Genomic DNA, 13,231 nt, shown 5'->3' with positions numbered 1-13,231 from the left:
ATGCAGGCAATTATCGGACCCGTGTTGGTTGACTGCCCCTCGTATGGTCTTGCCATCGATGGCAATGATAGACTGACAAGCGGCTTGGCGACGGGCATTGACCCAGGTAAACAAGGCGTGTACCAGCGGTTCGATAGCGATGCCTCTGATGATGCGGGCAATCGAGTGACGGGTTGGGATGGCGCCGGCAAAAGGTCGGTACTTGCGCAACCAATCGAGCTTGTTAGTACCGAAATCCTCGATCTCCTGCCAGCCTTCGCAACCGGAAACGACAGCGGCCATTACCAGAAACATGATATCGACCAGATCATGTTGACGATTGACAGAACTGCGCGGGTCTTCGATGAGCGATAAGTGGGCGAAGAAGTCCATAACGGGTGGCTCCAATAAGATGAGAACACCCGATCAGATCGCTGAAAAATCAGAAAGTTCCATTAAATCTCAGGGTATGATCCCGCCCTGGCTATACCCTGACGGCGATCCCGACCGGGGTGATGAACGGCGATCCTTGCGGCCTGCTGACCCTTGATCAGGGCGGACAGCAGGGGGTATCGATGGCCAGCATGACGGCAGCCGAGTGCTGGTAGTCTGTCACCAGCAGGCGGCAGGAGTCTTGGTATCGGCCTTGTCGAGGGTCAGTGTATCGCAGGCGGTGCTGCCGCTCTTGTCGCCTGCTTGTGCCCCCTTGCTGGTGGCGATCAGGGTGTAGCTGGTGGCGGTGGCACCTGAAATGGAGAAGTCATAGTAGCTGCTGGTGGGGTTGCCCACTTGGGAGGGGGTGGCGCTGTAACTGGTATTGGAAACCCGGAACTCTTCCTGTTTCAGTTGCATGCTGAGCAAGCCCTTGAGCGCTTCGGCCCGGCGGGATTTGCGCAAGCCATCGGTGAAGCTGGGATAGGCGACAGACGCTATGATGGCGACGATGGCGACCACGACGATCAGTTCAAGCAAGGTGATTCCGGACTGTTTGATTCTCATGGGGCGGCATGCTTCGTGAAACAGGTTGATACTATAGGATAGTACTGACAGTAGACCCTACTGGCACGTGCAAAAAGAATGGAGTCTTGAGCTGATGGAAGGCAGAAAGGGCAGATCCGCCGGTTTTACCCTGATAGAGCTGATGGTTGCCCTGTCCTTGGTCGCCCTGTTGCTGACCGTGGCCATCCCCAGTTATCAATCCCTGCGCCAGGATCAGATGGTCAAGGCGGCCACCCAGGCGGTCTACACCGACATGATGCTGCTCAAGTCCGAAGCGCTCAAACGCAACAGCAATTTGCAAATGATCCTGTTCAACAGCGGTACCGACAGCTGGTGCTATCGCATCAGGATCGATGGCAGTTGCGCCAGTTGCAGCGACACCTGTTCCAGCATCGAGGGACGCAAAGGCGCTGATGCCAGTGAATTTCCCGGGATCATTCTGACGGGCACCTACACGGAGTCCTCAAGCCAGATACGTCCCATCAGCTTCTCCCCCCGGCGCGGTACCCTGCCAAGCGGCAGCATCACGGTGAGCTCCTCGGCCGCCAGTATGAAGGTTGTCACCAACAACCTTGGGCGGGTACGTACCTGTGCCGTCAGCAACCTAGCGGGGGAGGTGGCATGCAACTGAAAGTGCGGGGTTTCAACCTGGTCGAGCTGATGGTGGCCATGGTGGCGGGCTTGCTGCTGGTGGCCGCCGTCATTTCGCTGTTTGCCACCATTCTCAAGGCCAATTACACCGCCATGCAGACCAGCCGCCTGAACCAGGAAGTTCAGTTGCTGACGGACATGATGGCACGAGACATCCAGCGGGCGGGGTATGACGCCAACGCCACCCAGTTTCTTGCCGCCCCTTCTGGCAGCCGATCCAGTTTCTATTTTGATACGGCCACAGACCTGATGAATGAAACCGCGACGGGTTCCGGCCTGTATACCTGTATCAGGGTGCGCTATGACAACGATGAAAACGGAGTGCTGAGCAGTGATGACACCCTGATTTACAGCTACAGCAGTGCTGACAAGGGGATCAAACAGGGGACCGGTACCACGACCTGCGGTAATGGCAGTCTGATCTCCAGCGACGATACCGTAGAAATCACCGCCATGACGTTCAGGCTCCTGCCAAGCAGTCAGGTCAGCGGGGCGAGGGCGCTGCAATTGATGGTGAGCGGGCGATTCAAGGCCACACCGGCACTGACGCTGAATCTGCAGCGGGATATAAAACTGCGCAATGATGGGTACTGACATGAGCCGACAAACCGGTTTTACCACCTTCACCATCACTTTGTTGCTGGTGCTGATCCTGCTGGGCATTTCACTGCTGGTTGGCAAGATGTTGGTGGCCGATCGGCGAGTGACCCTCAACGAGGTGCTCTATCGTCAGGCCATGGCAATGGCGGAAGTGGGTCTGGCCGATGGACTCGGGCGGTTGACGCTGGACCCGAGCTGGAGGACCAGCGGGGCAATGACTACCTTGACCACGGGCAGCTATACCCTGTCATCTTCTGACGATACTGCCATCACGGTGGGGTCAGTGGTCGTGACGCCGATAAGGGTTCGTTCCCAGGCGACTCTCAGCAATAGTCAGGCCCAGGCGGCAGTCGAAACCAAGGTCGTGCGTTTCAGCGTACTGGCCGGCTCTCCTGCCGCACCTCTGACCGTGGCTGGCGGCATGGCGGTCGGCGGCAACTTCACCATAGTGGCCAATCCCAATGGTGGCGGGCTGGGGGTACCACTGTCGGTCTGGACCAGCGGCAACGTCGATCTGATAACGGGGACCGGACAGACCTGCCATCAGGGGGACTACGACGGCGGCTGTTCGGCCAACATCAGCCAGAAGGGGGACAAGCAGCCGGATATCAAGGACAACGATACTGCCTTCCCGACCGATCTGGTCTGGTATCTGTTCAATGAAAAGGATGATGCCAACGGTTGGGCCAATCTGGAGGCCAGGGCTACCCAGAAGCTGACAGACTGCAGCTCGCTTGGTCCTGCCTCAACCGGCCTCATCATTGTGGATGGGGACTGCAAGCCCTCCTCCAACGTTGGCTCTGCAACGGCGCCTGTGATTCTCATCGTGCGCAATGGCAATCTGGCGGTCAACGGCAATACGGTGCTGTATGGCTTGGTATTTGCCTACTCATCCAACCCTGCTGCTGCCGGGACGGATGTGAAGCTGACCGGTGGGGCCATCGTGTATGGCGCCATGGTTTCCAACTATCAACTGGGCAACGCCAACGGTACCTACGATGCCAAGTATGATGCCAGTGTCCTGAGCAACATCTCGAATGGTGCCGCATTCCAGATTGTCAATCAGGTGCCCGGCAGCTGGCGAGACTGGTAAGGGGATATGGAGATGAAAGGGCAAAAAGGATTTGGCCTGCTGGAGATCCTGATCACGCTGGTGGTGCTGGGAGTAGGCATTGTCGGCCTGGTCGCCATGTCCAAGTCGGCGCTGACGGTTTCGCAGGATGGCCGGCGTTATGAGACGGCGATGCGACTGGCAGAGTCAAAACTGGATGAGTTTCGCAACTTCAATAGCGTAGTGAACGCGACGGCCCCACTGACCGCCTACAACCAGATTGCCTCCGCCAACTCGACAGTAACCTTGTCGGGTGAGGCCTACTCGGTGGGATGGACGGTGACCAATCAGTATCTGAATGGCTCAACCTGGCAGAACGTGGCCCCGGCGGGCTATCGCCTGAGTTACCCGGGCCGCAAGGCGATCACGGTCAACGTCGGGTGGACGGACAGCGAAGGACAGGCTCGTACATTGCAACTGGCTGGCAATGTTTCGCCCATCGAGTCTTTGAGCTCCTCCCAACTAGATGGCGGTTTGAATACGGCGAGGCAGGGCCCCAAGGTCAACTATACCCCCGGCGTGGCGCCTGACGTCATCTCGGTGGAGTTGGGGGATGGCAACAAGCAGGAGACCAGCAAGCCACTGCCGACCGTCACATCCAAAGATGGTCTGGTGGGCAAGCTGGTCCAGTTCGAGACGGTGACTTACAAACCCGCAGCGGGTGGCAATACCCAGCAGGTGCTGCAGGATATGGCATCCGTCTCCTGTTCCTGCAGTTATGGCTCCAGCCTGAGCGCCTACCTGCCGGGTCAGGCCTACAGTTCAGCCAGCAACCAGCTCTATTGGAAATCAGGCTCGCTGCAGACCAAGACCACGGGGACGCTCGACAGCAGCGTCAATGGCCAGCCGACGCTCTGTACCAGCTGCTGCAAGGATCACTTCGATGGCAGTGGCTCCAGCTTCACCAACTTCTATGCTCCGCTCAACACCAGCCGGGTACGCTACAGCAGCAGCCTCAGCACGGCGAACAGCGGCAAGTACGTGGATGCCTGCCGTTTTGTCCGGCTGGATGGCTATTATCGCCCCCTGCCTGACTGGAACCTGGTCAAGGTGGTGGTGACCACGGCCGATTTCCTGGCCAAACCAGCGAATCAGGCCAGTTATCAGAAATACATCAAGTATGTGGTCAAGACCTACATCGACTGGCAGAAGTCGACCCTGAACTGGACCCAGGGGGCCTCCGCCACCTTGCCGACCATCACCGATTTTTCAGTCTGGCTGGCTACCAACGCGGAAGCCGGGGGGGATACTACGACCGGGATCACAGTCAGTACGGGTACGGCGCAGCTCATCGCCCGCGGCATCTATGTGGATGTGCTCGACCCTGTCTATCTGGTGGGGATTGATACTAGCGCGGTGGACTATCTGACCAAGGTGCCGTTTCAGGACATCAACCTGACCATGCTGGCGGAGTGGGCCATGGCTCCGCAGAACTTGTTGACGGGCAATGCCACCGATTATGCCGCCGTCACCAACGAGACGGTCAAGACGGTGGTGGATCTCAACAACTACTATTTCGGCAGTTACAGCCGCGGCTACATGACGGCGAAGAAATCGACCAAGGACAGCAACCAGGTGCTGCAGAGCGTTTCTGTGCGCGTTACCGCTTATCAGGGGAATTCTGGCATCACGGCTTCGCTCATCTCGCCGCGGGATCAGTCGCTGGCGCAGACGGCGGACATGCTGGTCAAAATCGATGTGGGGCAGCAGACGGTGCCAACCATGAAGGTTAGCGGCCGTATTCAATGTCTTGAACGCGGGAAAGGGAACAATAATCCACCGCCTGAGGCATGTAGTAAAAATGCTTTCAACAACCTGAATATCAGTACCCCAAATTCTGGCGCTACCTGCCGCATCGACAAGCCACAGGCCAACAATCAACCGGCATCTTATCTATGTGAAGCTCCGGAGAACTCGACCTTGGCCATCAATCTTTCTTACTCTAACCAGGGCAGCACCACCTATATGTTGCAGCCACCCTCCTTCAGCGTGCAGATAACGCCTCAGCCCAACAATCAGGTGCTGAGCGGCCCCTGTTCACTGCTGGTGGACAACGGCGTGACCAACGCGACCAACCTGACTTGCACCCCTTGAGCCTTGGGCGCTGGCACAGCCAGCGCCTTTTCTTTATCATTCCCCATCATTTTCGAATTCAAGATGCATCGCCATGGCAAAAGCCCTCTCTCTGATGCTTGCCCAGTTAAATCTGACGGTAGGCGCCATCGAAGATAACTGTGACAAGGTACTGGCGGCAGCAGCCCAGGCCGATCAGCAAGGGGCCGATCTGCTGGTCTGCTCCGAGCTGGCCCTGACAGGATACCCGCCTGAGGATCTGCTGCTGCGCACCGACCTGATGGTCCGGGTCGAGGCTGCGCTGTCCCGCATCGCGGCATGGCAGGGACAATGTGCCATTCTGGTGGGCCATCCCTGGCGCGAAGAGGGGGCGCTTTACAATACGGCGTCTCTCTATGAGCGCGGTCAACTGCGGGCACGTTATTTCAAACAGGACTTGCCCAACTACGGGGTGTTCGACGAGAAGCGCTACTTCACTGCGGCGACCGATACCTGTGTGGTGCCGTTCCGTGGCCATCAGTTGGGCTTGCTCATCTGCGAAGATCTCTGGCAGCCGGGTCCGGCGCTGGCCGCCAAGGCGGCGGGGGCCGAGCTGCTGCTCACCATCAATGCCTCTCCTTATGATCAGGAAAAACCCTGGATCCGCCGCGAGCTGATGGCGGAACGCTGCGATCAGACCGGCCTGCCGCTCATCTACCTCAACCAGGTATGCGGCCAGGACGAGCTGATCTTCGACGGCTGCTCCAAGGTGTTCAACAGCCAGGGCGAGCTGACCCACAAGCTGGCTCCGTTTGCCGAAGAGCTGGCGCTGGTGCGCTTTGCCGATGGTCAGCCGGTGAAGGAGCGGGAACCCGCAGCGCCGCTGGAACCGTTGGCCGAGACCTATCAGGCCCTGGTGCTGGCGGTGCGCGACTATGTCACCAAGAACGGTTTTCACGGCGCCGTGCTGGGTCTCTCCGGCGGCATCGACTCGGCGCTGACCCTGGCCATTGCGGCCGATGCCATCGGGGCGGACAAGGTGCAGGCGGTGATGATGCCGTTCCGCTACACCGCCCAGATGAGCGTGGAGGATGCCAAGGAGCAGGCCGAGCGGATGGGGGTGGAGTTCAACATCATCTCCATCGAACCCATGTTCGAAGGCTTCATGACCCAGCTGGCGCCTCTGTTTGAAGGGACTGCCCGCGACACCACCGAAGAGAACCTGCAGGCCCGCTGCCGCGGCGTGCTCTTGATGGCGCTGTCCAATAAGCGTCGCCGCATCGTGCTGACCACCGGCAACAAGAGTGAGATGGCGGTCGGCTATGCCACCCTGTACGGCGACATGGCCGGCGGCTTCGACGTGCTGAAAGATGTGCCCAAGACGCTGGTCTTCAAGCTGTGCGAATACCGCAATTCCGTCGATTATGTGATCCCGCAGCGGGTCATCGACCGCCCGCCTTCGGCAGAATTGGCGCCGGACCAGGTGGATCAGGACAGCCTGCCGCCCTATGACATCCTGGATGCCATCCTCAAGCGCTACGTGGAAGAAGATGCCTCCGTGGCCGACATGGTGGTGGAGGGCTTCGAAGAGGCGGTGGTGCGCAAGGTGATCCGGCTGGTGGATCTCAACGAATACAAGCGCCGTCAGGCCGCCGTCGGCCCTCGCATCACGGCTCGCAACTTTGGTAAGGACCGCCGTTATCCCATCACGTCCGGGTTCGGCAAACAGAACTGGTAAGGAGTCACCATGAAGAAGATTGAAGCCATCATCAAACCGTTCAAGCTGGACGATGTACGCGAGGCCCTGGCCGAGATCGGCATCAACGGCATGACAGTGTCCGAGGTCAAGGGGTTCGGCCGCCAGAAGGGCCATACCGAGCTCTATCGCGGTGCCGAGTACATGGTCGACTTCCTGCCCAAGGTCAAGGTGGAGCTGGTGGTGCAGGACGAGGATCTCGATGCCTGCCTGGAAGCCATCCAGAACACAGCGCGTACCGGCAAGATCGGTGATGGCAAGATCTTCGTCTGCGAGGTGGAGCGCGTCATTCGTATTCGTACTGGTGAAGAGAACGAAGACGCGATCTGATGTGGTGGATGTGCCCTGTGATGAACAGCAAGAGTCTGTCGTTCTGATGTCGTTGTACCGTATCGGGGTCGTGGCGGCGTGCCTGATGGCGCTCACCGCGTGCAGTACCCGGCCGCCGGCCCAGCCGGAAAACCTGTGCCAGATCTTTCGGGAGAAACCCGAGTGGCACGAGGCGGCGCTCAAGATGAACGAGAAGTGGGGGACACCTGTCCAGGTAGTGATGGCCATGATGTACCAGGAGTCCTCCTTCGTGCACGATGCCCAGCCGCCGATGCAGTATTTCCTCTTCATCCCCACCGGGCGGGCCAGTTCAGCCTACGGCTATGCCCAGGTGAAAGACGAAACCTGGGCCGACTATCAGCGGGAAACCGGCAACGGCTGGAGCGATCGCGACGACTTTGCCGACGCCATCGATTTCATGGGCTGGTACACTCACAAGGCACAGCGGCTCAACGGCACCTCCAAGTGGGATGCCTATGGCCAGTATCTCAATTATCACGAAGGGTGGGGTGGCTATCGGCGTGGCAGCTACCGCAGCAAGGGATGGCTGATGAAGGTCTCCCGCAAGGTGGAGGCCCGTGCCCAGCGCTACGGTGCCCAGTATCGACAATGCAAGGATCAGCTCTCCAGCGGGGGCTGGTTCTGGTAACCAAATCAGGAGTCAGAAATGCCGTTATTGGACAGTTTTACCGTCGACCATACCCGCATGGCCGCCCCGGCAGTGCGGGTGGCGAAGACCATGCAGACCCCGAACAAGGACACCATCACCGTGTTCGACCTGCGTTTCTGCGTGCCGAACGAGGAGATCCTCTCCGAGCGCGGCATCCACACCCTCGAGCACCTGTTTGCCGGCTTCATGCGTGACCACCTGAACGGCAACGGGGTGGAGATCATCGACATCTCTCCCATGGGTTGCCGCACCGGCTTCTACATGAGCCTGATCGGTGCGCCGGATGAAGCCCGTGTTGGCGCTGCCTGGCAGGCCGCCATGAGCGACGTGCTGACCGTGCAGGATCAGGGCAAGATCCCCGAGCTGAACGAATACCAGTGCGGTACTTACAGCATGCATTCGCTGGAAGAGGCCCATGCCATCGCCCGCCATGTGCTGGAGCGCGGTATCGGTGTCAACCACAATGACGAGCTGGCCCTGCCGGAAGAGAAGCTGAAAAGCCTCTGATCCCGAGAAGGGAAGCATGAAAAAGGCCGGTCAATGACCGCAATGCTGTTCAGATAAGCACATTTTTGACTAATTATTCATAAATGCGACTTGAGTTGGGGGAGCAAGGCTGTTTCCAGTCGATGTTCCTTCAGCCTTTATCCAGCGTGGCTTGCAATAGAAAGAGGGAGGCATCATGCCTCCCTCATTTTTAGCCCTGATACTACGTGGACTGGAACTCAAATTCTCTTAAGTGAACAGCATTGCGGTCAATGACCGGCCTTTTTGCATTTGGTGGGATCAGGAGGGCAGTGGCATCACCCGATTGCGTCCCAGCTCCTTGGCCTTGTAGAGCAGCTTGTCGGTACGCTCGATCAGGGTGTCTGCCGTCTCCTGAGGGATGTATTCCCCCACGCCGAACGAGGCGGTGATGTGATCGATGCGTCGCCCGGATTTGCGATCCAGAATCGACATCCGCTCGATGACGCGACGCAGGCTCTCGGCCATCTGGCGGGTCAGCGCCAGGGCGCGGTTTGGCACCAAGAGGGCAAACTCCTCACCCCCCAGGCGATAGGCGGTTATGCCCTCCTTGCTGGCCTCTCGCAGCCGCTTGCCGACGATGCGCAGCACCTGGTCCCCCAGCAGATGTCCGTATTCGTCGTTGAAGTTCTTGAAGCGATCGATATCGGTCAGGATCAGGGAGAAGGGCTGCTTGCTGCGGATGAGGCTGTCCATCTCGAGATCGAAGGCGCGTCGATTGAGCAGAGACGTGAGCGGGTCCTCGGTGGCCAGCTTCCTCGTCTCGTTCAGGGCCTGTTTCAGCTCCTTGATCTCTTTCTCGGCGCTGCTGAGCTGGTTGCGAAAGTGGAGGGTGGACATGCGTACGTCGCGCGACTCGCGCACGAGATCCCGCAGGATCCCCATGGTGTCTTCCAGGCTGAGCCCCTCGTCGTCTATCTTGCTCAGCTTGTCGAAACTCTTGTCGAGCATCTCCTGAAACAGCCCGGTATCGGAGATGGCATCCTGCATCGAGTGACTCAGCTCGCTGGCCATGGCCGCGAGGTTGAGTTTCATCGCCTCCATCTGCTGCTCGTCCTGGGCCGCAAGGTGCTGGTGGTAGAGACGCTCACAGGTGGTCAGGGAGAAGGTTCCCTGCTGTTTTATCGCCTGATCGACGGCATGGTTGAGTTCGGGCATGTCGCCGGAGACGTAGCTGTACCAAAGGTGATAGTTGTTCGGCGTGGTGGGAATTTGATACTTGATCATCAGGGGAACCGCCTGTTTCAAATAGGCGGCAGATTGGGCGAACGAGTCCTTGCTCATGAGTTCCGAGTCTCACATACCTGCAAACTGTGTCCAGTATGACAGAGAGAATGGCCAAAAGGCAGTCGATGGATGCCATTAGCTCCCCCCTCCGATATAATGTCTGCGTTATTACCTACCCTAAGGCCTGCTTATGTCTCAAAAAGATCCTTTCCTCCAACGCGAGGCCGAAAAATACGAAAACCCCATCGCCAGTCGCGAGATGCTGCTGGAGCTCATCAAGGGCCATGAGAAACCCATGTCCCGGGAAGAGCTGGCCAAGGTCCTCAAGCTGACCGATGAAGAGCCGTTGGAAGCCTTGCGACGTCGTCTGCGCGCCATGGAGCGCGACGGGCAGCTCGTGTTCACCCGCAACCAATGTTACGCCCTGCCGGATCGCCTGAATCTGGTCAAAGGCTATGTGCTTGGCCACAAAGATGGATTCGGTTTTCTGCGCCCCGAGGGTGGTGGAGCGGATCTCTTCCTGAACAACCGCGAGATGCAGCGCCTGATGCATGGCGACTATGCCCTGGTGCAGCCGACCGAGATCGATCGCAAGGGTCGTCAGGAAGCGCGTCTGGTGCGCCTGCTCAAATCCCGCGAGGCGGACATCGTCGGTCGTTACTTCGTCGAGAACGGCGTCGGTTTCGTGGTACCCGATGACAGCCGCATCGGCCAGGACATCATCATCCCGGAAGGGGAGAACAAGGGGGCTCGCCAGAGCCAGGTCGTAGTCGTGCGCATCAACCAGCGCGCCACTGCTCGCTTCAATGCGGTCGGTACCGTCTTGGAAGTCCTGGGTGAGAACATGGCGCCCGGTATGGAGATCGAGATCGCCCTGCGTACCCACGGCATTCCGCACACTTGGCCGGAAGAGGTGACCAAAGAGGTCGCCGGTCTCGGTGAGCAGGTGCCGGAGAAGGCCAAAGAGGGTCGCATCGACCTGCGCGCCCTGCCGCTGGTGACCATCGACGGGGAAGACGCCCGCGACTTCGATGACGCTGTCTTTTGTGAAGCCAAGCGCGGTGGCGGCTGGCGCCTGTGGGTCGCTATTGCCGACGTTTCTGCCTATGTGAAACCGGGCACGGCCCTCGACACCGAAGCCTATCAGCGCGGAAACTCGGTCTATTTCCCCGAGTTCGTGGTGCCCATGCTGCCGGAGGTGCTCTCCAACGGTCTGTGTTCCCTGAACCCGCAGGTCGACCGGCTCTGCATGGTGTGCGAGATGACCATCTCCGCCGCCGGCCGCATGTCCGGCTACAAGTTCTACGAAGCGGTAATGAACTCCCACGCTCGCCTGACCTACACCAAGGTAGCGGCGATCCTGGACGGGGATCCCAAGCTGCGTCAGCAGTATGATCCGCTGGTGGGCCACATCGAGGAGCTGAGCAACCTCTACAAGGCGCTCAAGCATGCCCGTCATCAACGCGGTGCGGTGGAGTTCGAGAGCGAGGAGACCCGCTTCATCTTCAACGCCCAGCGCAAGATCGACCGTATCGTACCGCTGGTGCGCAATGACGCCCACAAGATCATCGAAGAGTGCATGATCCAGGCGAACGTGGCTGCCGCCCGCTACATCGAGAAGAACGAGGCCGCCGCCCTGTTCCGGGTGCACGACCGCCCGGGCGAGGAGCGTCTGACCGGCTTCCGTGACTTCCTGGCCGAACTGGGTCTGGAGCTCAAGGGGGGCCTGGAGCCCGAGCCGAAGGACTTTGCCGACCTGGCCGCCAAATTCGAAGGGCGCCCGGATGCGGAATTGCTCTCCACCATGCTGCTGCGCTCCATGCGTCAGGCCATCTATCAGGCCGACAACATCGGTCACTTCGGCTTGGCCCTGAAGTCCTACGCTCACTTCACCTCGCCGATCCGTCGCTACCCGGATCTCATCCTGCACCGGGCGATCAAGTACCAGACCGCCAAGGAGCAGCAGGCCAACCTGCGTCACAAGTGGACGCCGAGCGGTGGCTACCACTACCAGCTGGAAGAAGTGGACCCCATGGGCGAGCACTGCTCCATGACGGAGCGCCGTGCCGATGATGCCACCCGCGACGTGGCAGACTGGCTCAAGTGCGAGTACATGCTGGATCACGTGGGTGACGAGTTTGACGGCGTCATCGCCAGCGTCACCGGTTTTGGCTTCTTCGTGCGTCTGGCGGAGATCCACATCGACGGTCTGGTGCACGTCAGCACCCTCACCAACGACTACTACCAGTTCGACCCGCTGCACCAGCAGCTGATCGGCGAGAACTTCCGCCGTCGCTATCGTCTGGGTGACAAGGTGCGGGTCAAGGTGATGGGCGTGAACCTGGACGATCGCAAGATCGACTTCGTGATGGTGGAAGAGCCCCTCAAGGCCACCGGCAAGAACGCCAAGGAGATGGCGCGCAAGCAGGCCGAGATCAAGAAAGAGAAGGCCAAGAGCGCCCAGCGCCACGAGAAACGCAAAGAGGGCAAGGAGAGCGGCAAATCCGACAAGGGTGGCCGTGCCAAGCCCAGCAACAGACGACCGAGCAAAAAGGCTCGCGACAAGGCCAAGAGCACTAAATGAGTACTGAATTGATCTACGGCATTCACGCCGTCTCCGCGCTGCTGGAGCGCACCCCCGAGCGCTTCATCGAGGTGTGGGCTCTCAAGGGCCGCGATGACGAGCGGCTGCATCCCCTGCTGGCCGAGCTGGAGTCCCTCGGTATCAGGGTGCAGAGCGTGAACCGCAAGACGCTGGATGACAAGGCGGAAGGCAACAATCACCAGGGCATCATGGCCAAGGTGATTGAAGCGCCCAAGCTGGCCGAGCACGACCTGGCCAGCCTGCTGGACGGTCTGGCGGCGCAAGAGACAGCGCCCTTCCTGCTGGTACTGGACGGGGTGACCGACCCGCACAATCTCGGCGCCTGTCTGCGCAGTGCCGATGCGGCCGGGGTACATGCGGTGATCGTGCCGCGGGACAAGGCCACAGGCCTCACGTCCGTGGTGCGCAAGGTCGCCTGTGGCGCCGCCGAAGTGGTGCCGCTCATCCAGGTCACCAACCTGGCCCGCAGCCTGCGCGAGCTGCAGGAGCGCGGCGTCTGGATCGTGGGTACCGCCGGCGAGGCGGATCACGATCTCTATCAGGCCAAACTCACCGGCCCCATGGCGCTGGTGATGGGGGCCGAAGGCAAGGGGATGCGCCGCCTGACCCGCGAACATTGCGACGAGCTGGTGAGCATCCCGATGGCGGGGGCAGTATCCAGCCTCAACGTCTCGGTGGCGAGCGGTGTCTGCCTGTTCGAAGCCGTGCGCCAGCGCCGCGTCTGAC

General features: G+C 59.7%; 13 protein-coding genes and 1 pseudogene. 11 read left to right on the top strand and 3 right to left on the bottom strand.

Going from position 1 to position 13,231, the window contains the following annotated elements; translation table 11 throughout:
• Positions 1 to 372, bottom strand: a 372-nt coding sequence (locus OKC30_RS08350) for an ISAs1 family transposase (RefSeq protein WP_270809591.1), incomplete at its 3' end; no start/stop codon positions are given.
• Positions 373 to 452: 80 nt separating this feature from the next.
• On the opposite strand from OKC30_RS08350, the pseudogene OKC30_RS08345 reads away from it, so the two are divergent.
• Positions 453 to 587: pseudogene (locus OKC30_RS08345) on the top strand (type IVa pilus pseudopilin TppA); the annotation flags it as partial.
• Between the two features lie 4 nt (positions 588 to 591).
• On the opposite strand, the gene OKC30_RS08340 reads toward OKC30_RS08345, so the two are convergent.
• Positions 592 to 978: a type IV pilin protein gene (locus OKC30_RS08340; protein WP_160837168.1), complete on the bottom strand. Its 387-nt coding sequence runs from the start codon at positions 976 to 978 to the stop codon at positions 592 to 594.
• Positions 979 to 1,072: 94 nt separating this feature from the next.
• Between OKC30_RS08340 and OKC30_RS08335 the strand changes: the two genes are divergently transcribed.
• The 8 genes from OKC30_RS08335 (at position 1,073) to luxS (ending at position 8,655) form a co-directional block, all read left to right on the top strand.
• A complete protein-coding gene (locus OKC30_RS08335; RefSeq protein ID WP_160837166.1) occupies positions 1,073 to 1,609 on the top strand; it encodes a GspH/FimT family pseudopilin in 537 nt (178 codons plus the stop codon).
• Positions 1,600 to 2,223, top strand: a complete 624-nt coding sequence (locus OKC30_RS08330; RefSeq protein WP_160837164.1) for a PilW family protein — start codon at positions 1,600 to 1,602, stop codon at positions 2,221 to 2,223. Before OKC30_RS08335 ends, OKC30_RS08330 begins: the two co-directional genes overlap by 10 nt.
• Before the next feature lies 1 nt (position 2,224).
• On the top strand, positions 2,225 to 3,322 hold the full coding sequence (locus tag OKC30_RS08325) for a PilX N-terminal domain-containing pilus assembly protein (RefSeq protein ID WP_160837162.1): 1,098 nt from the start codon (positions 2,225 to 2,227) through the stop codon (positions 3,320 to 3,322).
• A gap of 12 nt (positions 3,323 to 3,334) precedes the next feature.
• Positions 3,335 to 5,434: a type IV pilus modification PilV family protein gene (locus OKC30_RS08320; protein ID WP_160837160.1), complete on the top strand. Its 2,100-nt coding sequence runs from the start codon at positions 3,335 to 3,337 to the stop codon at positions 5,432 to 5,434.
• Between the two features lie 73 nt (positions 5,435 to 5,507).
• A complete protein-coding gene (locus OKC30_RS08315; RefSeq protein ID WP_160837158.1) occupies positions 5,508 to 7,130 on the top strand; it encodes an NAD+ synthase in 1,623 nt (540 codons plus the stop codon).
• A gap of 9 nt (positions 7,131 to 7,139) precedes the next feature.
• Positions 7,140 to 7,478 (top strand): nitrogen regulatory protein P-II, encoded by a 339-nt coding sequence (gene glnB, locus OKC30_RS08310; protein ID WP_005308848.1) that lies wholly within the window; start codon positions 7,140 to 7,142, stop codon positions 7,476 to 7,478.
• A gap of 46 nt (positions 7,479 to 7,524) precedes the next feature.
• Positions 7,525 to 8,127: a transglycosylase SLT domain-containing protein gene (locus OKC30_RS08305; protein WP_041214486.1), complete on the top strand. Its 603-nt coding sequence runs from the start codon at positions 7,525 to 7,527 to the stop codon at positions 8,125 to 8,127.
• 18 nt (positions 8,128 to 8,145) lie between these two features.
• Complete coding sequence (luxS, locus tag OKC30_RS08300; RefSeq protein WP_010673112.1) at positions 8,146 to 8,655, top strand: S-ribosylhomocysteine lyase; 510 nt, start codon at positions 8,146 to 8,148, stop codon at positions 8,653 to 8,655.
• 279 nt (positions 8,656 to 8,934) lie between these two features.
• Here luxS and OKC30_RS08295 read toward each other — a convergent pair whose 3' ends face one another.
• Positions 8,935 to 9,957, bottom strand: coding sequence for a GGDEF domain-containing protein (locus OKC30_RS08295; protein ID WP_041214487.1), 1,023 nt, complete (start codon positions 9,955 to 9,957; stop codon positions 8,935 to 8,937).
• A gap of 133 nt (positions 9,958 to 10,090) precedes the next feature.
• On the opposite strand from OKC30_RS08295, the gene rnr reads away from it, so the two are divergent.
• On the top strand, positions 10,091 to 12,484 hold the full coding sequence (gene rnr, locus OKC30_RS08290; protein ID WP_049636454.1) for a ribonuclease R: 2,394 nt from the start codon (positions 10,091 to 10,093) through the stop codon (positions 12,482 to 12,484).
• A complete protein-coding gene (gene rlmB / locus OKC30_RS08285; RefSeq protein WP_041214488.1) occupies positions 12,481 to 13,230 on the top strand; it encodes a 23S rRNA (guanosine(2251)-2'-O)-methyltransferase RlmB in 750 nt (249 codons plus the stop codon). The genes rnr and rlmB overlap by 4 nt, the downstream gene beginning before the upstream one ends.
• Position 13,231 lies beyond the last annotated feature (1 nt).

This window comes from Aeromonas sp. QDB18 (genome assembly GCF_027705325.1).
GTDB lineage: Bacteria > Pseudomonadota > Gammaproteobacteria > Enterobacterales > Aeromonadaceae > Aeromonas > Aeromonas caviae.
This window is presented reverse-complemented; position numbering and strand designations above follow the sequence as displayed.

Excerpts from the sequence above, each read along its gene's own strand:
- OKC30_RS08340 (WP_160837168.1), bottom strand. The coding sequence starts at position 978 with ATGAGAATCAAACAGTCCGGAATCACCTTGCTTGAACTGATCGTCGTG.
- OKC30_RS08335 (WP_160837166.1), top strand. The coding sequence starts at position 1,073 with ATGGAAGGCAGAAAGGGCAGATCCGCCGGTTTTACCCTGATAGAGCTG.
- OKC30_RS08330 (WP_160837164.1), top strand. The coding sequence starts at position 1,600 with ATGCAACTGAAAGTGCGGGGTTTCAACCTGGTCGAGCTGATGGTGGCC.
- OKC30_RS08325 (WP_160837162.1), top strand. The coding sequence starts at position 2,225 with ATGAGCCGACAAACCGGTTTTACCACCTTCACCATCACTTTGTTGCTG.
- OKC30_RS08320 (WP_160837160.1), top strand. The coding sequence starts at position 3,335 with ATGAAAGGGCAAAAAGGATTTGGCCTGCTGGAGATCCTGATCACGCTG.
- OKC30_RS08315 (WP_160837158.1), top strand. The coding sequence starts at position 5,508 with ATGGCAAAAGCCCTCTCTCTGATGCTTGCCCAGTTAAATCTGACGGTA.
- glnB (WP_005308848.1), top strand. The coding sequence starts at position 7,140 with ATGAAGAAGATTGAAGCCATCATCAAACCGTTCAAGCTGGACGATGTA.
- OKC30_RS08305 (WP_041214486.1), top strand. The coding sequence starts at position 7,525 with ATGTCGTTGTACCGTATCGGGGTCGTGGCGGCGTGCCTGATGGCGCTC.
- luxS (WP_010673112.1), top strand. The coding sequence starts at position 8,146 with ATGCCGTTATTGGACAGTTTTACCGTCGACCATACCCGCATGGCCGCC.
- OKC30_RS08295 (WP_041214487.1), bottom strand. The coding sequence starts at position 9,957 with ATGAGCAAGGACTCGTTCGCCCAATCTGCCGCCTATTTGAAACAGGCG.
- rnr (WP_049636454.1), top strand. The coding sequence starts at position 10,091 with ATGTCTCAAAAAGATCCTTTCCTCCAACGCGAGGCCGAAAAATACGAA.
- rlmB (WP_041214488.1), top strand. The coding sequence starts at position 12,481 with ATGAGTACTGAATTGATCTACGGCATTCACGCCGTCTCCGCGCTGCTG.